This is a genomic window from Burkholderia sp. ABCPW 11 (assembly GCF_001523445.1).
In the GTDB taxonomy this organism is placed as follows: Bacteria; Pseudomonadota; Gammaproteobacteria; order Burkholderiales; family Burkholderiaceae; genus Burkholderia.
In genome coordinates this window covers 63437-84556 of the sequence record NZ_LOVM01000030.1, presented here as the reverse complement: position 1 = coordinate 84556, position 21120 = coordinate 63437, and the positions used below count along the sequence as shown (strand labels likewise).

The window sequence follows — 21120 nt, the reverse complement described above, 5'->3', positions numbered from 1 at the left end:
CCGCGCCGCGGTTCGAGCGGCCGCCCTCGGGAAATTTTCGTCTCACTTAACTTTGTTTGATGCGCGACAGAATCTAGAGCAGGCCGAAATCGAGGTCAAGCCAAAATTTTCGTAGGACTAAAATCGGCGCGTAGCCTGCGGATCCCGGCACAACGCCGATTCGCCCGGCGACACCGCGCGGTACAATGCGCCGGCCTCCGCCCCGGCGACCGCCCCGCCGCTGCGCCCGCGCCCCGACTCGTTGCCACGAAAGAGATTCATGGATTCAGACCTCATGCGTATCGGCCAGCGCATTCGCCGCCTGCGCCGGGAAGCGAAGAAGACGCTGCTGGAAGTCGCGACCGAGGCGAAACTGTCGGTCGGGTTCCTGTCGCAAGTCGAGCGCCATCTGACGGGCATCTCGCTGTCGTCGCTCGTCAACGTCGCGAAGGCGCTCGGCGTGCCGCTCGGCACGCTGATCGCGCAGCCGCGCCAGACGCAGCCCGATTCGCACGAGGGCAGTCGCAAGCCCTATGCGCTCGACGCCGCGTTGCAGTGGTACGAGCGGCTCTCCACCACGTTCGACGGCAGCCAGATCAACGCATTGAAGGTGCAGATGATGGAAGGCTACCGGTCGGAATGGGTCGCGCACGGCGGCGACGAATTCGTGTACGTGCTGGCCGGCCGCATCTGCTACACGGTCGGCAAGAAGAATTACCCGCTGGCGCCCGGCGACTCGCTGCACTTCGACGCGCGCAAGCGGCATCGCGTGGCCAATGTCGGCGACGGGCCGGCCGAGCTGATCACCGTCAGCACGCTGCCGCTGTTCGACGACAGTTCGGCGGAATCCGTGTCCGCGACGGCGGAAATCAGGCAGTCGAAGCCCGGCAAGTCGCGCGGGCGCCGCCGTGCGCCGGCGTCCGAACGGGATGAGCGCGACGCCGCCGCGGCGCGGCCGTCCACGGTTGGCGCAGCCGAAAGGAAGGGGGCGGCGAAGCCGCGCGCCGCCGCCGGCAAGCGCCCAGCGGCCGCCACGTCGAAGCGCACGAAGAAACCGTAACCGCTGGCGGGCGCGCACGCCGCGCGCGCTGTTCCTCTCTACTCGTCGCCGATCGCGAGCGCCTGCGCGACGGCCTGGATCCGCGCGCGATGCACGGCTTCCTTGATCTTCTCCGTGTCGGCGCCGATGCCGCGCGCGATCGCGCCGGCGTCGACGCTACGCGCCGCCGCGAGCGCGACGCGCAGCCGCTCGGCCTGCGGATACGGCTGCGCGTCGAGCCCGAGCCGGCCGCGCGCATCCGCTTCGCAGGCCTGCAGCAGCTCGGCGAAGCGCGCCGGCTTGCGCAGCGCGTCGCTGCGCTCGAAGAGCCGCACCAGCGCGGCCGCGCCCATCTCCATCACGCGATGCAGGTTGCCGTGCTCGCGCGCGACCACCAGCGCGAGATCGCGGCATTCGTTCGGCACGCGCAGCCGCTCGCACAACGGCTTGAGCAGCTCGACGCTGCGGCTTTCGTGGCCGACGTGGCGCGGCAGCACGTCCGCGGGCGTCGTCCCCTTGCCGAGGTCGTGCGTGAGCGCCGCGAACCGCACCGCCAGCGAATAGCCCTGCTTCGCCGCGTAGTCGACGACCATCATCACGTGCACGCCGGTGTCGACTTCCGGGTGGTAATCGGCGCGCTGCGGCACGCCCCACAGCGCGTTCACCTCGGGCAGGATGCGCGCGAGCGCGCCGCAGTCGCGCAGCACCGCGAACATCCGCGACGGCTTCGCCTCCATCAGCCCGCGCGCGATTTCCTGCCACACGCGCTCGGGCACGAGCGCATCGACCTCGCCCGCGTCGACCATCCGCCGCATCAGCGCGAGCGTTTCGTTTGCGACCGTGAAATCCGCGAACCGCGCGGCGAAGCGCGCAATGCGCAGGATCCGCACCGGATCCTCGACGAACGCGTCGCTCACGTGCCGGAACACGCGCGCGCGCAGGTCGGCCTGCCCGTCGAACGGATCGATCACCGGGCCGACCAGCGCGCCCTCCGGGCTCACTTCGCGCGCCATCGCGTTGATCGTCAGATCGCGCCGCGCGAGATCCTCGTCGAGCGTCACGTCCGGCGCGTAATGGAACTGGAAGCCGTGATAGCCGGCCGCCGTCTTGCGCTCGGTACGCGCCAGCGCGTATTCCTCCTGCGTCTGCGGATGCAGGAACACCGGGAAATCCTTGCCGACCGGCCGGAAGCCCTGCGCGGTCATTTGCTCGGGCGTCGCGCCGACCACCACGTAGTCGCGGTCCTGCACCGGCACGCCGAGCAATTCGTCGCGGATCGCTCCGCCTACTGCGTAGATGTTCATGGCTGAGGTTCGTAGTCGGCGATCACGTTGGTTTCGCGGCGCGCGGCGTCGATCCAGCGCTGCACCGCCGGCAGCGCCGTCACGCGCGCCGCATAGCCGGCCGCTTCCGGCGACAGCGCCGGCGCATACGTGTTGAAGCGCATCACGACGGGCGCATACATCGCATCGGCGATCCCGAATTCGCCGAACAGGAACGGGCCGCCCGATGCCTCGATGCATTCGCTCCACAGCGCGTCGATGCGCGCGACGTCGGCGAGCGCCTCGGGCGTCGCGCCGCGCCCCGGCATCGACGCGCGGATGTTCATACCCATCTGCGTGCGCAGCGCCGCGAAACCCGAATGCATCTCGGCGGATACGCAGCGCGCATGCGTACGCGCGAGCGGGTCGGCCGGCCACATCGGGAATTGCGGATAGCGCTCGGCGAGCGTCTCGGCGATCGCGAGCGAATCCCAGATCGCCATGCCGTGATCGTCGACCAGGCACGGCACCTTGCCGGTTGGCGAGTATTCGCGGATGCGCGCGGCCGAGTCGTCGCGGCGCAGTTCGACCACGATCTCGTCGAACGGGATGCCGAAATGCGCGAGCAGCAGCCACGGCCGCATCGACCACGACGAGTAGTTCTTGTCTCCGATGACGAGCTTCATGATGGGGTTCCGAAAAACGTAAAAAAAGAAAAGGGTCGACCCGCGACGCCCCGTGCGGATGCTAGCGACGCGAGCGGAACCAGTCGAACCGCGAGCGCCCGGTCGCTTCGCCGAGATACGCGGGTGCAATGCTTTCCAGACTCGCGGGCGAGATCCCGAGTTCCGGCGCGAGCGGCCCCGACAGCACATTGGGCACCGACATCGTCGCGAGATTGTCGCGCGTGAGCACCGGCTCGCCGGGCAGGCATTCGAACACGCTCGCCTGCAGCCGCGCAAGCGCGTCGGGCAGCCGCACGATGCGTGCCTGGCGGCCGACCAGTGTGCCGCAATAGCGCACCAGTTGCTCGAGCGTGTAGACGGTCGGGCCACCCAGTTCGTAAGTCTTGCCGTGCGCGGCCGCGAGATCGAGCGTGTTGACGAACGCGCGTACGACGTCGCCGACGAACACCGGCTGGAAGCGCGCGTCGGGCATCGCGAGCGGCAGCACGGGCGCCATGCGCTGCAGCTTCGCGAACGTGTTGAGGAATGCGTCGCCCGGGCCGAACACGACCGACGGACGGAAGATCGTCAGCGCGAGCGAATCGGTGGCCGCGACCGCATGCAACGCGGCTTCGCCGTCGCCCTTCGAGCGCTGGTACATGCTCGCGCCGTGCGAATCGGCGCCGAGCGCGCTCATGTGCAGCACGCGCCGCACGCCGACCTCGACGCATGCCGCGGCCAGCGCGGCCGGCAGCGCGACGTGCGCACGCTCGAAGCCCGGCCCGTACGGCGTGCCGCGGCCGCCGTGCAGCACGCCGATCAGGTTGATCGCCGCGTGCGCGCCGGCGACGAAGCGCGCGAGCGTGCGCGTATCGAGCGCGTCGAGTTCGACGATGTCGACCGGCAGCATCTGCAGGTGGCGCGCGTGGTCGCGCCGCCGCGTGCCGATCCGCACGTGCTTGCCGGCGTCGATCAGCGCATTGACGAGCCGGCTGCCGATGAAGCCGGTGCCACCCAGCAGCGCGACGGTCTGGCGATCCATGTTCGGGACCTCTAAGGGGCGGTTCACGCTAATAACGGGCTTGCGCTGGCCACCAGAAGGGCCGAGCGCAAGGATTGCGACGCAGCGAATACTCGACGTATTCGCAAGGAGCATGACGCAGCGATCGGCCCTTCTGGCGGCCAGCCCCATTCATGATTTTTTCCGGTCAGGGGAACGAGGCTGGCCGGCCGCATTGCGGCGTCGCGCGTCGCTTGTTTGGCTCGGCCAAACGGCGCTCCTTGCTTCTTGCACTGCAGCCGGCCAGCCTCGTTCGCAAGCCCGTTATTAGCGTGAACAGCCCCTTAAACACTGCCGCGTCTCGCGCGGCAGTTCGTATATCAGGGCGAGATCATGCCTAGACGTTTCTTCAACGACTGCGGTTTGCCCTCGAAGAGCGCCGCGTAATAGACGGTGTTCGACAGCACGTTCTTCACGTAGTCGCGCGTCTCGTTGAACGGAATCGTCTCCGCGAAGATCGCGCCTTCGACCGGCTGCGTCAACACCTGGCGCCACTGGCGCGGCCGGCCGGGGCCCGCGTTGTAGCCGGCGGTGGCGAGCACCGGCGAGCTGTCGAAGTTGTTGTAGATGTCCGCCAGATACCAGGTGCCGAGCTGGATGTTGGTGTCGATGTCGTGCATCTGCGCACGCGAGATCGTGCCCATGCCGAGCTTCTTCGCGACCATCTGCGCCGTCGCCGGCATCAGCTGCATCAGGCCGCCCGCGCCCACCGACGAACGCGCACTGATGATGAAGCGCGATTCCTGGCGGATCAGCCCGTACGCCCACTCGACGTCGAGGCCCGTCGACTGCGCGTAGCGCTCGACGGTCGTGCGGTACGGCGACGGATAGCGCAGCGTGAAGTCGTGCTCGGCCTTCGTGCGGTCGGCCGTGTTGACCGTGCGGTCGAGCAGCTCGACGCGCTTGCCGTATTCGGCGGCCGCGAGCAACTGGCGATCGGTCATCCCGCGCAGCGGCCAGTTCCATTCGCGATTGCCTTCGAGGCGCAGGTTCAGTGCGTAGAAACGCTGCGCGAGCGCGAAGCCCGGGATCTTGCCCATCGCATCGATCTCGGCGTCGCTCACCTTCGTGCGCGGCGGGATCGTCGTGCGCTGGCCGAGCTCTTCACCAGCCAACTGCCCGTAGAAGTTGAACTGGCCGGCGACCTGCTCGAATTCCTGGTTCGCCTGCAGCGTGTCGCCGCTCTGCTTGAGCGCGCGCGCATGCCAGTAGATCCACGCCGGATCGTTGCGCAGCGACGGCGGCATCTGCTCGATCGACCAGCGCACCATCGGCCAGTTGCCGGCGAGCAGCGCGGCGCGCGTGCGCCATTCGTAGCCCGGGTTCGACAGCGGCGCGTTCGCCGATTTCGCATACCAGACCGACGCCATCGGCGAGCGCTTGATCGCGCCCTGGTAGCCGATCGCGCCCCACGCGATCGCCTGTTCCTGCTTGGTCAGCGAAGGCGCGACCGTCGTCAGCATCCCGGCGGCGGCGTCCGGATCGTTGCGCGCCATGCGGCCGAGCGCGATCAGCGCGAGCTGATGCGACGCGGCGTCGGGGCCGACGCCGCGCGCGAGATACAGCGGCGGCGCGCTCGTCGCCTGGTCGAAACCGGCCGGGCGCGGGCCGAGCGCATCGACGATCTTGCCGCCCAGCGTCGTGTAGTTCTGCTCGTACGCGAGGCGCGCCTGCTGCCACACGTCGTCGCTCGTGAACTGCTGGTTGACGGCGAGCGCGGTGATCAGGTCGACGCACGCGTCGCCGTAGTTCTTCGGCTCGACGAGCAGCGCGCGCGCCGCGTCGGCGACGTTCTCGTTGCGCGCCGCGCGCGATTCGAGCGCATAGCACTTGACCTGCGTGTCGTCGTCGAGCACGAAGCGCTTGTACTGGTCGTCGAAATTGCGCCAGTCGTGGCGCGCGCCGAGCACGAGCAGGTAGTCGTTGCGCAGGCGATCGGCGATCGCCTGGCCATCGTAGCGCTGCAGGAACGACTGCACGGGCGCATCCGGCGCATCGACGCGCGCGCGGCCCGTCGAATCGAACAGCTGCGGCTTGATCTGGAAATACTCGACGTAGGACGGAACCGGATAGTTCGGGATCATCGACGCGAGCTGCGCGGCCTTCGCGGCGTCGTTGCGGCGTGCGGCTTCGCGAAGCTGCACGAAGATCTGGTCATCCCCGGGGAGCGTGTCGTCGTTCGGTGCGGCGCACGCGGCCGTGCCCGCGACGAGCGCGCCGGCCGAAAGCATCAGCGCGACCGCGCGATATACTCGAAAAAGGCTGTTCGACATCGTTATGAATGGAGCACGAAGTGAGCGAAAGCATAGCACGCAACCCTGTGCCGAACCCGAAGGTTGCGCTGCGCAAAACGCTGTCCGGCGCCCGTCGCGACGCCGCGTCGCAGCCCGCCGCGAACGCCGCGCTCGACGCGCGGCTGCGCACGCTGCTCGACCGTCTGGCGCCGCGCACGGTCGGGTTCTACTGGCCGCTGCCGGGCGAATTCGATGCGCGCGACGCGGTGCTCGCATGGTGCGCGGCGGGTGCCGGCCGGTGCGCCGCGTTGCCGGTGATCGGCGAGCGTCACACGCCGCTCGCGTTCCACGCGTGGGACACGCACACGCCGATGCGCGAAGGCCATCACCGGATTCCCGAACCGGCGTCGGGAATCGTCGTCGTGCCCGATCTTTTGCTGATTCCCTGCGTGGGATTCGATCCGCAGCGCTACCGGCTCGGCTACGGCGGCGGCTACTACGACCGCACGCTCGCCGCATGGCCGGGCGACACGCTGCCCGTGACGGTCGGCATCGCGTACGAAGCGTGCCGCGTCGATGCGCTGCCGGCCGAAGCGCACGATCTCGCGCTGCGCTGGATCGTCACCGACGGGGCGCTTTACCCGGCCGCCGGATAATGCCGCGCACGGCGCCGCGATCGTCGCCGCCGGCCCGAGGGCGCGTCGCCGCGCCCGAGCGTTTCCGCCAGCGCTTACAGCGATGCCGCCGCGCGCGCGGCCGTGTCGTAGAGGCCCGATGCGTGGCGCAGCAACTGCGCCGCGTCGCCGATCTGCTCGTTGGTGAGGCCGCTGTCCTTCAGCGTCTCGATCAGGCAGTGCTCGCGAACCTCGCGGTACTTCAGGCACAGGTCGCGGCCCGCGTCGGTCGCGAAGAAGAACACTTCCTTGCCGCTTTTCTCGCTCTTCACGTAGCCGCGGGCGATCAGTTTTTTCAGCGCATAGGTCGCGACGTGCGTATCCTCGATATTGAGCACGAAGCAGATGTCGGCGAGCTTCTTCTTGCGTTCGCGATGGCTGACGTGATGCAGCAGCGAGACCTCGACCGCCGTCATGTCCTTCGCCCCCGCCGCCGACATGCAGCGCACCATCCAGCGGTTGAACGCGTTGCCGGCCATGATGAGCCCGTATTCGAGCTCCGACAGCTCCGCGCTCGAATCGGAAACGAGGTGTTCGGATGACACGATCTTGGTCGCAGGACGCTTCATGGAAAGGCGGCGCAAGCCGGATGACAGGATGTGCCCGAGTGTACGCCAGAAGCCCCGGCCGACGGGCTAGGCAAAAACGCTTATTGATAAGTTGTCGATATTTTGTCGACAATGTGCGCTAACATTGCCGTCCGAACCGTGCCAGTCCGATGACGCAACCCCGCATTTATCCGCTCGGCGATGCCGCCCTCGTCTGCGAGGTGCCGCCGCCCGCCACGCTCGATTGCCAGCGCCGCGTCTGGGCCGTGGCCGAGGCCGCGCGCGCGTGGCCCGACGTGATCGACGTCGTCCCCGGCATGAACAACCTGACCATCGTGTTCGACGCGCTCGCCGCGACGGCCGACTCGCTCACGCCCGCGCTGCGCGACGCGTGGGAGACGGCCGACGTCGAGCACGCGGACGGCCAAGAGGTCGAGATCCCGGTCGAGTACGGCGGGGCCGCCGGCCCCGACCTGGCCGCCGTCGCCGCCCACACGGGCCTGCCGGCCGACGAGGTCGTCGCGCGCCACGCGGCCGGCACCTACGTCGTGTTCTTCGTCGGATTCCAGCCGGGCTTCGCGTATCTCGGCGGCCTCGACGCATCGCTGCACACGCCGCGCCGCGCGGCGCCGCGCCTGGAGGTGCCGGCCGGCTCGGTCGGCATCGGCGGCGCGCAAACCGGCATCTACCCGGCCACGTCGCCCGGCGGCTGGCAACTGATCGGCCGCACGTCGCAGTCGCTGTTCGATCCGGCGCGGCCGCAGCCGACGCTGCTGCTGCCCGGCGACCGCGTACGCTTCACCGTTGCGGGAGTCGACCCACGATGACCCAGAGCCACGCACCGGGCACCATCGAGGTCGTGCGGGCCGGCCCGCTGTCGACCGTGCAGGATCTCGGGCGCCGCGGCACGCGCCATCTCGGCGTCGCGCAAGGCGGCGCGCTCGACGGCCTCGCGCTCGAGGTCGGCAACCGGCTCGTCGGCAACCGCCCCGACGCGGCGGCCGTCGAAATCACGATCGGCCCCGCCACGTTCCGCTTCACGCGCGCGACGCGCATCGCGATCGCCGGCACCGAATTCGGCGCGACGCTCGACGGCAAGCCCGTGTACTCATGGTGGAGCCTGCCGGTCCGCGCCGGGCAGACGCTCGTGCTGCCGGCCGCGAAACGCGGCATGCGCGGCTACCTGTGCATCGCGGGCGGCATCGACGTGCTGCCGATGCTCGGCTCGCGTAGCACCGATCTCGCGTCGCGCTTCGGCGGCCTCGGCGGCCGCGCGCTGCGCGACGGCGACCGGCTCCCGGTCGGCGTGCCGCCGGCCGGCGCGGGTTGCCTCGCGGCCGATGCGCCCGAATTCGGCGTGAAGGCGCCGGCGTGGTGCGCGTTCGTGCGCGTCGACGAGCCGCCGCGCCGTCACCGCCCCGCGCACGCACCGTGGGCGATGCCCGTGCGCGTGCTGCCGGGCCCCGACTACGCGTCGTTCGCGGCCGATTCGCAGCAGGCGTTCTGGGACGAGGAATGGCTCGTCACCGCGAACAGCAACCGGATGGGCTATCGGCTCGCCGGCGCCGAGCTCGTGCGCGAGCGCCCGGTCGAGCTGCTGTCGCACGCGGTGCTGCCCGGCACGATCCAGGTGCCGCCGAACGGCCAGCCGATCGTGCTGATGCACGACGCCCAGACCACCGGCGGCTACCCGAAGATCGGCACGGTGATCCGCGCCGACCTGTGGAAGCTCGCGCAGGCGCGGCTCAACCTGCCGATCCGCTTCGTGCGCACGACGCTCGACGCCGCACGCGCCGCCCTCGTCGCGGAACGGGCGTACTTGCGGCAGATCGACGTCGCGATCGAGATGCGCGAGGAAGCGCGCCGCGCCGCCCAAACGCGCGCGGCGTGACAATGACGGAAGCGGCACGGAGGACACGCCACGCAATCAGTGGACGAGGAACGTTATGGAAATCGATCTGAATGCCGATCTCGGCGAAGGATGCGGATCGGACGAGGCGCTGCTCGACCTCGTCACGTCGGCGAACATCGCATGCGGATGGCATGCGGGCGGCGCGAATGCGATGCGCGACTGCGTGCGCTGGGCCGTGCAGAAAGGCGTGTCGATCGGCGCGCATCCGAGCTTTCACGATCCGGAGAATTTCGGCCGCAAGGAAATGCAGTTGCCGGCCGGCGACATCTACGCGGGCGTGCTGTACCAGCTCGGCGCGCTGTCTGCGATCGCGCAGGCCGAGGGCGGGCGCATTGCGCACGTGAAACCGCACGGCGCGCTGTACAACCAGGCCGCGCGCGATCCGATGATCGCCGACGCGGTGGTATCCGCGATCCACGACTTCGATCCGTCGCTCGCGGTGTTCGGGCTCGCGAACAGCGTGTTCATCGCGGCCGCGCGACATGCAGGGCTCGCGGCGGTGGAGGAAGTATTCGCCGATCGCGGCTATCGCGCGGACGGCTCGCTGGTGCCGCGCAGCCTGCCCGGCGCGTTGATCGACGATGAAGATGCGGTGCTCGCGCGCACGCTCGACATGGTGCGCAACCGGCAGGTGCGCGCATTGAGCGGCGAATGGGTGCCGCTCAATGCGCAGACCGTCTGCCTGCATGGCGACGGGCCGCATGCGCTGGCGTTCGCGAAAAGGATTCGCACGGCGCTCGAGGCGGCCGGCGTCGACGTCGTGGCGCCCGGCGCGCTGCAGGCCGACGAAGGCGCGTAACGAAGCATCCGGCGCATCGCCCGCGTGTCGCGCGTTTTCGTCGCACCAAAGAAAAAAGCGCCCTCGTGGCGCTTTTCCGTTGGCGCAATCGCTGCGGCTTCGCCGTCTGTCGATTCGCCCCCCGAAACCGTCTTTCGACGGTGACCGGAAAAATATTCCGGATTAAAAAACGTCCGCCGCCGCCCGATCACTGCCTTCCCCGGTCAGACGGCGGAACGTCGCTTATGTGCAAGTCGGCCTGCATGCATGTGTTTTCGACGACGATTGGCCCCGCCGTGCATGCAGACTCTCCGCGGCCGGCACATGCTTCATGTGCCGGCGACGCTCACCCCGCGCTTTATTTCTGCTACCCCGTAGAACTTATCTATTCTTTTCATTTTTTCAACTTGTGGGGTGAAGAATAGATATCGGCCGAACGGGATGTCAATCGTTTTAAACGCTATTTTCCGACGATTCAAGGGTTTTCCTTATCGAGCGACGCCACCGCGCAGGCGCTGCGCGCCGTGCGTGCGACGTCGATCAAACAGGGGAAGATCGATGCGGGCAGGCGGGCCCGATCAGTTCGCGTCGACCCGGTATCCTTGCTGGCGCAACAATTCGAGCACGCCGCGCGGGCCACCCAGATGCAGCGCGCCGATCGCGACGAACAGCGGCCGGTTCGGCGCGGCGATTGCCGTCATCCGTGCAACGAAGCGCCGGTTGCGTTCGTACACGATCTTGTTGTCGAGCGACGCCGACAACGCCTTCGAATGCGCGAGCCGCTCGCTCTTCGCGACGGCCCATGCGGAGATCGCATCGGCGTCGCCAATTCGCCACAGCCGGTGCAGCGCCTTGATGTCGTCGGCGTTCTGCGCGGGCGTCTGCACCATGTCCTGCGCGAGCATCTCGCGCTGCTCGGCGAGCGTCAGCCCGGTGAACGCGCGCATCTGTTCGGCGAGCGTCTCGAGTCCGATCACGCGGCCGCCCTTCTTCTTCAGGAACACGTTCTGCAGTTGCGCCTCGGTGCCGTATTCGGTCTGCAGGCCCGCCGACAGCGAATCGTAGGTCTCGACGACGAGCGCCGCGAGCCACGGCCGCATCTTGCGGATCTCGGCGAGCGCGGCCGGATTGCCGCGCAGGCGCGCCGCGAGCCGCTGCCACAGCGGCTCGGGCAGCAGGCGCTGCAGGCACGGGTAGCGACACACGCCGTATTTCGACACGTCGTCCTGCGATTCGAGCAGGTCGTCGGGCGACAGTTCGAGCGCGAGCGTCGGCGACGCGGCGAGCGCCGCGAGGATGCGCGGCCGGAACGGCTGCGCGCTCGGGTAATCGGACGGATCGCCCGTGTGCAGCGTGCCGAGCACGTAGAGCGTGACCTTGCCCTTGGTCGCGACGTAGAACGGCATGCGCGCCGGCTGCACGCGCACGGTGCCGCGCGACACCGTGCCGTCCGATCCGGCCGGCGCATGGAAGCCCGGCAGGCTCATGCCGGGCGGCGGAACCTGCGACGGATGAATCGGCGAAGTCGCCGGCGCACGCCCTTCGGCGCGCGCCGGCTCGACGGGCACCACGACGCTGGCCGCCACGCACGCGCCGGCCAGCGCCGCGCCCGTGACGGTGCGCACGCTCCAGCGCCGCGCGTAGCGGTATGCGCGCATCGCGCGCGCGCCGCCTGCCCCCGCACGGCGCACGCCGGACACGCGCGCCGCCAACGCTTCAGGCATTCTCCTCCCCGACCTCCTCGGCGCGATGGCAGGCCACGCGCCGGCCGTCCACTTCACGCAATTGCGGCTCCTCGACGCGGCACCGCTCGACCGCGTACGGGCAGCGCTGGTGAAACGAGCAGCCCGACGGCGGATTGAGCGGCGACGGCAGCTCGCCCTGCAGCTTGATCTGCACGCGGCGGTCTTCCTCGAAGATCGCCGGCGTCGCCGACATCAGCGCCTGCGTGTACGGATGGCGCGGCCGTGCGTAGATCGTCGCCTTGTCGCCGAGCTCGGCGACGCTGCCGAAGTACATCACCATCACGTCGTCCGCGACGTGCTCGACCACCGACAGGTTGTGCGAGATGAACACGTAGCTCGTCTTGAACTGCTCCTGCAGATCCATGAACAGGTTCAGGATCTGCGCCTGGATCGACACGTCGAGCGCAGACACCGGCTCGTCGGCGACGACGATGCGCGGATCGAGGATCATCGCGCGCGCGATCGCGACCCGCTGGCGCTGGCCGCCGGAGAACATGTGCGGATAGCGCTTCGCGTGCTCGGGCCGCAGCCCGACCGTGCGCATGATCTGCGCGATGCGCGCGGCGCGCTCGGCGGCCGTCAGGTTCGCGTTGATCTCGAGCGGCTCGGCGAGCGTCTGCTCGACGGTCTTGCGCGGGTTGAGCGACGCGAACGGGTTCTGGAACACCATCTGCACGCGGCGACGCAGGTCGGCGACCGTGTCGCGGCTCGCGCCGGCCACGTTCTTGCCGTCGATCGTCAGGCTGCCCGACGTGGGCGTCTCGATCATCGTGAGCTGGCGCGCGAGCGTCGACTTCCCGCAGCCCGACTCGCCGACGACGGCGAGCGTCTTGCCGCGCTTCAGCGAGAACGACACGCCGTTCAGCGCCTTCACCGTGCCCTGCCCGAACATCCCGCGCTTCACCGAATAGTGCTTCGCGAGGCCGTCGGCCACCAGGACGTCCTCGTCGTGCGACACGTGGCGCGTATCCTGGACTGCATTCATCGTGCGCCTCCCGTCAGGTCGAGGTTGGAAACATTGAGCGGCTTGATGCAGCGCGCGCGCATCGCATCGTTGCCCGGCACCAGCGTGTCGAGCGCCGGCCGCGCCTTGCGGCAATCGTCGACGACGTACTTGCAGCGCGGCGCGAAGAGGCACCCGGACGGGCGATCATCGCGGCCCGGCACCATGCCCGGCAATGCGGCAAGGCGACGCGCCCCCCGATTGTGCTCGGGAATCGCCGCGAGCAGCGCTTCGGTGTACGGATGATGCGGCGCGCGGAAGATGTCGGGCACGCGGTTGGTCTCGATGACCTCGCCCGCGTACATCACCGCGACGCGATGCGCGACCTCGGATACCACCGCCAGATCGTGCGAGATCAGCACGAGCGCCATCCCGCGCTCCTTCTGAAGCTTCACGAGCAGATCCATGATCTGCGCCTGGATCGTCACGTCGAGCGCGGTGGTCGGCTCGTCGGCGATCAGGAGCTTCGGGTTGCACGCGACGGCCATCGCGATCATCACGCGCTGGTTCATCCCGCCCGACATCTGGTGCGGGAACGACGCGATGCGGTTCTTCGCATCGGGAATGCCGACCTGATCGAGCAGTTCGAGCGCGCGCCGGTGCAGCGCGTCGCCGCGCAGGCCTTCGTGCAGCTTCAGCACTTCCTTGATCTGGTAGCCGACCGTGTAGCTCGGATTCAGGCTCGTCAGCGCGTCCTGGAACACCATCGCGATGTCCTTGCCGACGATTTTGCGGCGCGCCTTCGGCGACGCCTTCAGCAGGTCGACGCCGTCGAACGTGACCTCGTCGGCCGTCACCTTGCCGGGCGCGTCGATCAGGCCCATCAGCGCCATCATCGTCACGCTCTTGCCCGAGCCCGATTCGCCGACGACGCCCACCACCTCGCCCGGCGCGACCGACAGGTTGATCCGGTCGACCGCGGGCAGGCCGTTGAAGTTCACCGCGAGATTGCGGATAGTCAGTAGATTTTGGGTCATGTCGTCCTCCGCCGGGCCGCCCCAAGGAGGATGACCGCCCCCTTGGGGGGCAACGAACGAAGAGAGTGTGGGGGTCGTTTCATATCACGCCATCCGCTTCAGTTTGGGATCGAGCGCGTCGCGCAGCCCGTCGCCGAGCAGGTTGATCGCGAGCACCGAAATCAGGATCGACAGCCCGGGCATCGTCACGATCCACCACGCGTTGTCGATGTAGTCGCGCGCGGACGCGAGCATCGCGCCCCACTCGGCGGTCGGCGGCTGCACGCCGAGGCCGAGGAAGCCGAGCGCGGCCGCGTCGAGGATCGCCGACGAGAAGCCGAGCGTCGCCTGCACGATCAGCGGCGCCGTGCAGTTCGGCAGCACCTGCGAGAACATCAGGCGCAGCGTGCCGGCGCCGGCCACGCGCGACGCGGTCACGTATTCCTTCTGCAGCTCGCCGAGCGCCGACGCGCGCGTGAGGCGCACGTAGGCCGGCAGCGCGACGATCGCGATCGCGAACATCGTGTTGGTGAGGCCCGGGCCGATGATCGCGACGACCGCGACCGCGAGCAGCAGCGACGGCAGCGCGAGCAGCACGTCCATGATGCGCATCACCGGCGTGTCGGCCCACTTCTGGAAGAACGCGGCGATCAGGCCGAGCACGATGCCGGGGATCAGCGCGAGCACGACCGACACGAAGCCGATCCAGAACGACATCCGCGCGCCGAACATCAGCCGCGAAAGAATGTCGCGGCCCGCTTCGTCGGTGCCGAGGATGAATTGCCAGTTGCCGCCGGCGAGCCACGCGGGCGGAATCTTCACGTAGTCGCGGTATTGCTCGACCGGGCTGTGCGGCGCGATCAGCGGCGCGAACAGTGCGACGACGATCAGCACGATCACGACGATGCCCGCGCCGACGGCGCCGCGGTTGCGCGAGAAGTTGGCCCAGAACTCGCGCAGCGCGAGCGCACGGCCGCCGGCCGGCGCGGATTCGCTCGGCAGGGTGTTTTGCAGATTGCTCATGGAATTACCTCGTGTGGCGGATGCGCGGATTCAGCACGCCGTACAGCAGGTCGACGACCAGGTTCACGACGATCACGAGCGTCGCGATCAGCAGGATGCCGCCCTGGACGACCGGATAGTCGCGGCGGCCGATCGCGTCGATCAGCCACTTGCCGATGCCGGGCCACGAAAAGAGCGTCTCGGTCAGCACGGCGCCCGCAAGCAGCGTGCCGATCTGCAGGCCGATCACGGTGACGACCGGGATCAGCGCATTGCGCAGTGCATGCACGACGACCACGCGCACGGGCGACAGCCCTTTCGCGCGGGCGGTGCGGATGTAGTCCTCGCGCAGCACTTCGAGCATCGACGAGCGCGTCATCCGCGCGATCACCGCGAGCGGGATCGTGCCGAGCACGATCGCGGGCAGGATCAGGTGGCTCACCGCCGACTTGAATGAGCCTTCGTCGGGCGCGAGCAGCGCGTCGATCAGCATGAAGCCCGTCGGATGCGGAAAGTCGTATTCGACGGCGATGCGGCCCGACACGGGCGTCCAGCCGAGGTACGACGAAAACACCATGATGAGGATCAGCCCCCACCAGAAGATCGGCATCGAGTAGCCGGTGAGCGCGGTGCCCATCACGCCGTGGTCGATGACCGAGCCGCGCCGCAGCGCGGCGATCACGCCGGCCGGCAGGCCGACGACGAGCGCGAACACGAGCGCGCACAGCGACAGTTCGACGGTCGCCGGGAAGCGCGCGAAGAATTCGCCCGCGACGCTCGTGTTGGTGATGATCGACGTGCCGAGGTCGCCGTGCAGCGCCCGGCCGACGTAGTGGAGGTACTGCAGCGGCAGCGGCTCGTCGAGCCCGAGGCGTTTCATCGCCTCTGCGTGCATCGCGGGATCGACGCCGCGCTCGCCCATCATCACTTCGATGGGGTCGCCCGGTATCAGGTGAATCAGCGCAAACGCCAGGATGGTGATGCCGATGAAGGTCGGGATCACCATCCCCACGCGGCGCAACACGAATCTGAACATGATGCGTCTCGTATTTTCTTGTGGGAAATGTGCGACCGGCGACGGGAAGCTTTTGGCCTCCCGCCGCCGGATGAGTTAGCCGGTCTTCGCGACAGCTTACGACAGGCGTGTTACTTCACGCTAACCCCGTCGAAGCGGGCATAGCCGAGCGGTTCGATACGCATGTCGACCACGTTCTTGCGCACCGGCTGATAGACCGTCGAGTTCGCGATCGGGGAGAACGGCAGTTGTTGCGCGAAGATCTGCTGCGCCTGCGTGTAGAGCTTCGTGCGCGCGTCCTGGCCCGTCGTCGTGCGGCCCTTCTGGACCAGGTCGTCGAACGGCTTGTAGCACCAGTGCGAGAAGTTGTTGCCCTTGATCGCCTCGCAGCCGAGCAGCGTGCCGAGCCAGTTGTCGGGATCGCCGTTGTCGCCCGTCCAGCCGATCAGCATCGTGTCCTGCTCGCCGCCGTGCGCGCGCTTGATGTACTCGCCCCACTCGTACGTGACGATCTTCGCCTTCACGCCGATCTTCGCCCAGTCGGCCTGGATCATCTCGGCCATCAGGCGGGCGTTCGGGTTGTACGCGCGCTGCACCGGCATCGCCCACAGCGTGATCTCGAAACCGTTCGGATAGCCTGCCTTCGCGAGCAGCGCCTTCGCCTTCGCGGTGTCGTAGGCAGCCATCTTCAGGTTCTTGTCGTACGACCATTGGGTCGGCGGCATCGGCGCGGTCGCGGCTTGGCCGGCGCCCTGGTAGACGGATTCGAGGATCGCCTTCTTGTTGATCGCCATGTCGAGCGCCTGACGCACTTCGAGCTTGTCGACCGGCTTGTGCTCGACGTTGTACGCGAGGTAGCCGAGGTTGAAGCCGGCCTGCGACGGCATGTCGACGTTCGGATCGGCCTTCAGCGTCGCGATGTCGGCCGGGCGCGGATAGCTCATCACCTGGCATTCGTTGCGCTTGATCTTCTGCACGCGCACGCCCGGATCCGGCGTGATCGAGAAGATCAGCTTCGACAGCTTCACCGCGCCCTTCTTCCAGTAATCAGGATTGCCATCGAAGCGGATCGTCGCGTCCTTCGTGTAGCTGCGGAAGATGAACGGGCCCGTGCCGATCGGCTTCTGGTTGATGTCGGCGGCCTTGCCGGCCTTCATCAACTGGTCGCCGTATTCGGCCGACAGGATCGACGCGAATTCCATCGCCATGTTCTGGATGAACGGCGCGTTCGGCTCGGCCAGCGTGAACTTCACGGTATACGGGTCGACCTTCTCGATCTTCGTGATCAGCTTGTCGAGGCCCATGTCGGTGAAGTACGGGAACGACACCGGGTACGCCTTGCGGAACGCGTTGTTCGGATCGAGCATGCGCTCGAACGAGAACACGACGTCGTCCGCGTTGAACTCGCGCGTCGGCTTGAAGAAGTCGGTCGTGTGGAACTTCACGCCATGGCGCAGGTGGAACGTGTATACCTTGCCGTCGGACGACACGTCCCACTTCTCGGCGAGGCCGGGCTCGACCTTCGTGCCGCCGCGCTCGAATTCGACGAGGCGGTTGTAGACGGTAAACGTGGCGGCGGTGAAATCGACGCCGGTCGTGAATTGCGCGGAATCGAAACCCGCCGGGCTGCCTTCTGAGCAGTAGACGAGCGTTTTGTTCGGGATCTGTGCGAATGCAGAGCCCGCGACGCCGAGCGATGCCGCTGCCACGCCTGCCATGGCGGTAACACGCAGGGTGTGCAACAGACGGTTGTATTCCATGTTTCCTCCAGGTCTCCAGATCGGAACCGGTCCCGCCAGGGTCCGGCGTACGCGGATATTACTTGAGCTAACGATGTGGCAACAAGCTGGAGAAAAAACTCTTCTAGATGCCCGCCGGGTTTTTGCCGATTTTTAGTGTGGGTAAAAAATGCGACAACGCGCGCGAGCGACGATTCCGTTCATTTCGCGGCATGTTTCGTTCGACGACTAAACAATTCGGGTGCGAACACGAAGGGGGCGACGCACCGTTTCCCCCGCGTTCCGCAGCACATCATTGCGTTTTGCGAAACGATTCGATGACCGTCTTCGAATCGTCATGTCGTCACGCCGGCGCATCGAGATCGGCGCTGCGCGCGGGCACGAACGCGACCGCGACGATCGACAGCGCGAGCCCCGCCATCACGTAGTAGGTCGGCGCGAGCGGCGTGCCCGTGACCTTGATCAGCCACGTGACGATGAACTGGCCGAAGCCGCCGAACAGCATCACCGCGACGTTGTACGCGATCGACAGCCCGGTCGAGCGCACGTTGGCCGGAAAGAGTTCGGCGATCATCGCGCCGAACGGCCCGTAGTAGCCCGCGAGCGTCACCGACAGCACGGCCTGTACCGCGATCAGCCGCCCGATGCTCGGCGCCGCGTCGAGCCACGCGAACAGCGGATACATCAGCGCGAGCGTCAGCACGAGCGACCACAGCGACAGCCCTTTTCGGCCGATGCGGTCCGACCACGCGCCCGCGACCGGCGACAGCACCATCAGCAGCAGGTTGCCGACGATCACCGCGTAGAACGATTCCGCATAAGGCAGCTTCAGTTGCTTCACCGCGAAGGTCGGCAGATAGCTGATCAGCACGTAGATCGTCACCGTGAGCGCGATCACCGAGCCGAGCCCGCACAGCACCTCGCGCGGGTGGCGCGTGAACACTTCGCCGAGCGTCGCGCGGCGCGCGCTTTGCTGCGCATGCAGGAATGCTTCGGAATCCGCGAGATGGCGGCGGATGTAGAAGCCGATCGGGCCGATCACGAGCCCGAGGATGAACGGCACGCGCCAGCCCCAGCTGCGCAGCGCGTCGTGCGACAGCCCGCGCGTGACGGCCGCGCCGACGAGCGCGCCGATCAGCAGCGCGGCCGCCTGGCTCGCCATCTGCCAGCTGCCGTAGAAACCGCGTTTCGAGAACGGCGCGGCTTCGATCAGCAGCGCCGTCGCGCTGCCGAATTCGCCGCCCGCGGAAAAGCCCTGCAGCAGGCGGCCGAGCACGATCAGGAGCGGCCCGCCGATGCCGATCGCCGCATAGGGCGGCGCGATCGCGAGCAGGAAGATGCCGGCCGTCATCAACAGGATCACGAGCGACAGCGCGGCCTTGCGGCCCGCGCGGTCCGCGTACAGCCCGAACACGATGCCGCCGATCGGGCGCATGAAGAACGCGACGCCGAACGTCGCGGTGGTGAGCAGCAGCGACGAGTATTCGCTGGTGGTCGGGAAGAACAGCTCGGCGATCACGACCGTCATGAAGCCGAACACCGTGAAGTCGTACCACTCGAGCGCATTGCCGATCACGGCGGCCACCACCGCGCGCCGGTTCAGCGCACGCTCGGGCCGGGTCGCTTTCGTTGAATTCGCAATCGTCGCCATGCGTGCCTCGTCCTCGTGGATACGCCGTGTCGGGCGGTTCGGCGCGCGCGGTGCCGCGGCGCGCTGGTGTGCAGCGAGTGTAGAAAGCGGCGGAACCGTTTTCAAGCAATAAAAAACGCCCGCCATCGAACGACAGCGAGCGTGTTGCGGTTTTCGCCACAATGCGGCATCGCACGACGCCGCACGGGCCTCAACCCATCTTCGAGAAAGCGCTGCACCAGCCCTTCGCCGACACCTGCTTGCCGGGGAACGCGCCGCACGGGCCCGCAGCCGAGCCCTTCTTGCCCTGGTACAGCATGCAGGCCGCGCAATCCTGGCCCGCTGCGTATTTCGGGTACTTCGTCTTGTCGACCTTCGTGGCATCGGCCTTGTAGCCGAGCGCCGTCGCGGTCGGATCGGTTTCCGACAGCATCGGCGCATCGGCCAGCGCTTCGCGCGACAGCGCCAGCGCGGACACGGCGCCAATGCTCGTAATCAGGAAACTCCGACGGGATGTTTTCATGGGGGACTCGCTCCAACGTTATCGGTTTGAAAGCCGTTCTGGCGACGGCGTACGACAGAATAACGCCCAAGCGGATAAATGTGCGCGCCGAAATGCCGGAGATAAGGGATTTCACACGGGCTCATCCAGCCGGCCCGCGCGGCGGCGGGCCGTGCGTCACGCGCGCGACACCATGTCGCCGACGCGCTGCGCGAGCGCGAGCGCGGCGGTGAGCCCCGGCGACTCGATGCCGAACAGGTTCACGAGCCCGCGCACGCCGTGCTGCGCGGCGCCCTGCACGATGAAGTCGGCCGGCGGCTCGCCGGGCCCCGCGACCTTCGGCCGGATGCCCGCGTACGCCGGCTGCAGCGCATCGTCGGGCAGGCCCGGCCAGAATGCGCGAATCGACGCGTAGAACGCGCCCGCGCGCGCCGGATCGACTTCGTAGCGCAACGAATCGCACCACTCGACGTCCGGGCCGAAGCGCGCCTGCCCGCCGAGATCGAGCGTCAGGTGCACGCCGAGCCCCGCGCGATCGGGCATCGGATAGATCAGGTGCGAGAACGGCGCACGGCGCGACAGGCTGAAATAGTTGCCGCGCGCGAGATAGAGCGGCGGCACCCAGCGCGGATCGAGGCCGCGCGTGCGGCGCGCGAGCGCCTGCGCGCCGAGGCCCGCGCTGTTGATCACGCAGGTGGCGTCGATCTCGGCCGGCGCGGCGCCGCCGGTGCGCACGATGAAGCGCCCGCCGCGCAGCACGTCGATCGCTTCGACCGGCGATTGCAGCGCGCACACGGCGCCGTCGCGCTCCGCATCGCCGAGCAGCGCGAGCATCAGCTGGTGGCTGTCGACGATGCCCGTCGACGGCGAGAACAGTGCCTCCACGCATTCGAGCGCGGGCTCGAGCGTCTGCGCCTCGGCGCGCGTGAGCGGCAGCAGGTCGAGTACGCCGTTTTCGGCCGCGCGCGCGGCGATCGCCTTCAACTGCTTCACCTGCGCGGCGCTCGTCGCGACGAGCAGCTTGCCCGTGCGCCGGTGCGGCACGTGATGGGTGTCGCAGAATTCGTACAGCAGGTCGCGCCCGTGCACGCACGTCACCGCCTTCAGCGACCCGCGCGGATAGTAGAGCCCCGCGTGAATCACCTCGCTGTTGCGCGAACTCGTGCTCGTGCCGATCGCGTCGGCCGCCTCGAGCACGATCGTTTCACGCCCGCGCGCGGCGAGTTCGCGCGCGATCGCCAGACCGACGACACCCGCGCCGATCACGACACAATCCGTCTGCTCCATGGCTTTTCGCGCTGCTCGCGCGTCGAAGGGAGAGAGGGGAATTGTACGTCCCGGTTCGCCCGCTTGCCGAACGCGCGCGCATCGTGGCGC

The 21120-nt window shown here is 68.0% G+C and carries 19 protein-coding genes; 5 read left to right on the top strand and 14 right to left on the bottom strand.

Annotated elements, in window-relative coordinates; translation table 11 throughout:
- Nucleotides 1-259: 259 nt before the first annotated feature.
- On the top strand, nt 260-1039 hold the full coding sequence (locus WS61_RS11735; protein ID WP_059500631.1) for a helix-turn-helix domain-containing protein: 780 nt from the start codon (nt 260-262) through the stop codon (nt 1037-1039).
- A 38-nt stretch (nt 1040-1077) separates the two neighbouring features.
- Here WS61_RS11735 and WS61_RS11730 read toward each other — a convergent pair whose 3' ends face one another.
- The 4 genes from WS61_RS11730 to WS61_RS11715 all read right to left on the bottom strand — a co-directional run bounded on the left by WS61_RS11730 (nt 1078) and on the right by WS61_RS11715 (nt 6278).
- On the bottom strand, nt 1078-2322 hold the full coding sequence (locus tag WS61_RS11730) for a multifunctional CCA addition/repair protein (RefSeq protein ID WP_059500630.1): 1245 nt from the start codon (nt 2320-2322) through the stop codon (nt 1078-1080).
- Nucleotides 2319-2966: a glutathione S-transferase family protein gene (locus tag WS61_RS11725; RefSeq protein WP_059500629.1), complete on the bottom strand. Its 648-nt coding sequence runs from the start codon at nt 2964-2966 to the stop codon at nt 2319-2321. The genes WS61_RS11730 and WS61_RS11725 overlap by 4 nt, the downstream gene beginning before the upstream one ends.
- Before the next feature lie 61 nt (nt 2967-3027).
- The gene (locus WS61_RS11720) at nt 3028-3987 is read right to left on the bottom strand and encodes a complex I NDUFA9 subunit family protein (protein ID WP_059500628.1); all 960 of its coding nucleotides are present in this window, start codon (nt 3985-3987) and stop codon (nt 3028-3030) included.
- Between the two features lie 338 nt (nt 3988-4325).
- Nucleotides 4326-6278, bottom strand: coding sequence for a lytic transglycosylase domain-containing protein (locus tag WS61_RS11715; protein ID WP_059500627.1), 1953 nt, complete (start codon nt 6276-6278; stop codon nt 4326-4328).
- A gap of 8 nt (nt 6279-6286) precedes the next feature.
- Here WS61_RS11715 and WS61_RS11710 point away from each other — a divergent pair, with 8 nt between their 5' ends.
- Complete coding sequence (locus WS61_RS11710; RefSeq protein WP_059500626.1) at nt 6287-6895, top strand: 5-formyltetrahydrofolate cyclo-ligase; 609 nt, start codon at nt 6287-6289, stop codon at nt 6893-6895.
- Between the two features lie 74 nt (nt 6896-6969).
- On the opposite strand, the gene WS61_RS11705 is transcribed toward WS61_RS11710, so the two are convergent.
- Nucleotides 6970-7482 (bottom strand): winged helix DNA-binding protein, encoded by a 513-nt coding sequence (locus WS61_RS11705; protein ID WP_011546427.1) that lies wholly within the window; start codon nt 7480-7482, stop codon nt 6970-6972.
- A 149-nt stretch (nt 7483-7631) separates the two neighbouring features.
- Between WS61_RS11705 and pxpB the strand changes: the two genes are divergently transcribed.
- Genes pxpB through pxpA form a run of 3 tightly spaced genes read left to right on the top strand, consistent with a single transcriptional unit; the run spans nt 7632 to nt 10172 of the window.
- On the top strand, nt 7632-8288 hold the full coding sequence (gene pxpB, locus WS61_RS11700; RefSeq protein WP_059500625.1) for a 5-oxoprolinase subunit PxpB: 657 nt from the start codon (nt 7632-7634) through the stop codon (nt 8286-8288).
- On the top strand, nt 8285-9352 hold the full coding sequence (locus WS61_RS11695) for a biotin-dependent carboxyltransferase family protein (RefSeq protein ID WP_059500624.1): 1068 nt from the start codon (nt 8285-8287) through the stop codon (nt 9350-9352). Before pxpB ends, WS61_RS11695 begins: the two co-directional genes overlap by 4 nt.
- Before the next feature lie 55 nt (nt 9353-9407).
- Nucleotides 9408-10172 carry a 5-oxoprolinase subunit PxpA gene (pxpA, locus tag WS61_RS11690; protein ID WP_059500623.1) on the top strand — a complete coding sequence of 255 codons (765 nt, stop codon included), beginning with the start codon at nt 9408-9410 and terminating at the stop codon, nt 10170-10172.
- A gap of 557 nt (nt 10173-10729) precedes the next feature.
- Here the strand turns inward: pxpA and WS61_RS11685 are convergent.
- From WS61_RS11685 to WS61_RS11645, 9 genes are all read right to left on the bottom strand, one after another.
- Nucleotides 10730-11875, bottom strand: a complete 1146-nt coding sequence (locus WS61_RS11685; protein ID WP_059500622.1) for a TraB/GumN family protein — start codon at nt 11873-11875, stop codon at nt 10730-10732.
- Nucleotides 11868-12881, bottom strand: coding sequence for a peptide ABC transporter ATP-binding protein (locus WS61_RS11680; protein ID WP_059500621.1), 1014 nt, complete (start codon nt 12879-12881; stop codon nt 11868-11870). Before WS61_RS11680 ends, WS61_RS11685 begins: the two co-directional genes overlap by 8 nt.
- Nucleotides 12878-13876 (bottom strand): ABC transporter ATP-binding protein, encoded by a 999-nt coding sequence (locus tag WS61_RS11675; protein ID WP_059500620.1) that lies wholly within the window; start codon nt 13874-13876, stop codon nt 12878-12880. Before WS61_RS11675 ends, WS61_RS11680 begins: the two co-directional genes overlap by 4 nt.
- An 84-nt stretch (nt 13877-13960) precedes the next feature.
- A complete protein-coding gene (locus tag WS61_RS11670; RefSeq protein ID WP_059500619.1) occupies nt 13961-14878 on the bottom strand; it encodes an ABC transporter permease subunit in 918 nt (305 codons plus the stop codon).
- A 4-nt stretch (nt 14879-14882) separates the two neighbouring features.
- The gene (locus WS61_RS11665) at nt 14883-15893 is read right to left on the bottom strand and encodes an ABC transporter permease subunit (RefSeq protein WP_059500618.1); all 1011 of its coding nucleotides are present in this window, start codon (nt 15891-15893) and stop codon (nt 14883-14885) included.
- 110 nt (nt 15894-16003) lie between these two features.
- Complete coding sequence (locus WS61_RS11660; RefSeq protein WP_059500617.1) at nt 16004-17632, bottom strand: ABC transporter substrate-binding protein; 1629 nt, start codon at nt 17630-17632, stop codon at nt 16004-16006.
- A 322-nt stretch (nt 17633-17954) separates the two neighbouring features.
- Nucleotides 17955-19262, bottom strand: coding sequence for an MFS transporter (locus WS61_RS11655; RefSeq protein ID WP_034208629.1), 1308 nt, complete (start codon nt 19260-19262; stop codon nt 17955-17957).
- Nucleotides 19263-19452: 190 nt separating this feature from the next.
- Nucleotides 19453-19764: a high-potential iron-sulfur protein gene (locus tag WS61_RS11650; protein WP_059500616.1), complete on the bottom strand. Its 312-nt coding sequence runs from the start codon at nt 19762-19764 to the stop codon at nt 19453-19455.
- Nucleotides 19765-19920: 156 nt separating this feature from the next.
- Entirely contained in the window at nt 19921-21030 is a 1110-nt protein-coding gene (locus WS61_RS11645) for an NAD(P)/FAD-dependent oxidoreductase (RefSeq protein WP_059500615.1), read from the bottom strand.
- Nucleotides 21031-21120: the final 90 nt, after the last annotated feature.

What these genes read in the sequence shown, in the direction of transcription:
- pxpB (WP_059500625.1), top strand. Translation starts at nt 7,632, where the DNA reads ATGACGCAACCCCGCATTTATCCGCTCGGCGATGCCGCCCTCGTCTGC.
- WS61_RS11655 (WP_034208629.1), bottom strand. Translation starts at nt 19,262, where the DNA reads ATGGCGACGATTGCGAATTCAACGAAAGCGACCCGGCCCGAGCGTGCG.
- WS61_RS11665 (WP_059500618.1), bottom strand. Translation starts at nt 15,893, where the DNA reads ATGTTCAGATTCGTGTTGCGCCGCGTGGGGATGGTGATCCCGACCTTC.
- WS61_RS11695 (WP_059500624.1), top strand. Translation starts at nt 8,285, where the DNA reads ATGACCCAGAGCCACGCACCGGGCACCATCGAGGTCGTGCGGGCCGGC.
- WS61_RS11645 (WP_059500615.1), bottom strand. Translation starts at nt 21,030, where the DNA reads ATGGAGCAGACGGATTGTGTCGTGATCGGCGCGGGTGTCGTCGGTCTG.
- WS61_RS11675 (WP_059500620.1), bottom strand. Translation starts at nt 13,876, where the DNA reads ATGACCCAAAATCTACTGACTATCCGCAATCTCGCGGTGAACTTCAAC.
- WS61_RS11710 (WP_059500626.1), top strand. Translation starts at nt 6,287, where the DNA reads ATGGAGCACGAAGTGAGCGAAAGCATAGCACGCAACCCTGTGCCGAAC.
- WS61_RS11725 (WP_059500629.1), bottom strand. Translation starts at nt 2,966, where the DNA reads ATGAAGCTCGTCATCGGAGACAAGAACTACTCGTCGTGGTCGATGCGG.
- WS61_RS11680 (WP_059500621.1), bottom strand. Translation starts at nt 12,881, where the DNA reads ATGAATGCAGTCCAGGATACGCGCCACGTGTCGCACGACGAGGACGTC.
- WS61_RS11720 (WP_059500628.1), bottom strand. Translation starts at nt 3,987, where the DNA reads ATGGATCGCCAGACCGTCGCGCTGCTGGGTGGCACCGGCTTCATCGGC.
- pxpA (WP_059500623.1), top strand. Translation starts at nt 9,408, where the DNA reads ATGGAAATCGATCTGAATGCCGATCTCGGCGAAGGATGCGGATCGGAC.
- WS61_RS11660 (WP_059500617.1), bottom strand. Translation starts at nt 17,632, where the DNA reads ATGGAATACAACCGTCTGTTGCACACCCTGCGTGTTACCGCCATGGCA.
- WS61_RS11685 (WP_059500622.1), bottom strand. Translation starts at nt 11,875, where the DNA reads ATGCCTGAAGCGTTGGCGGCGCGCGTGTCCGGCGTGCGCCGTGCGGGG.
- WS61_RS11735 (WP_059500631.1), top strand. Translation starts at nt 260, where the DNA reads ATGGATTCAGACCTCATGCGTATCGGCCAGCGCATTCGCCGCCTGCGC.
- WS61_RS11650 (WP_059500616.1), bottom strand. Translation starts at nt 19,764, where the DNA reads ATGAAAACATCCCGTCGGAGTTTCCTGATTACGAGCATTGGCGCCGTG.
- WS61_RS11705 (WP_011546427.1), bottom strand. Translation starts at nt 7,482, where the DNA reads ATGAAGCGTCCTGCGACCAAGATCGTGTCATCCGAACACCTCGTTTCC.
- WS61_RS11670 (WP_059500619.1), bottom strand. Translation starts at nt 14,878, where the DNA reads ATGAGCAATCTGCAAAACACCCTGCCGAGCGAATCCGCGCCGGCCGGC.
- WS61_RS11715 (WP_059500627.1), bottom strand. Translation starts at nt 6,278, where the DNA reads ATGTCGAACAGCCTTTTTCGAGTATATCGCGCGGTCGCGCTGATGCTT.
- WS61_RS11730 (WP_059500630.1), bottom strand. Translation starts at nt 2,322, where the DNA reads ATGAACATCTACGCAGTAGGCGGAGCGATCCGCGACGAATTGCTCGGC.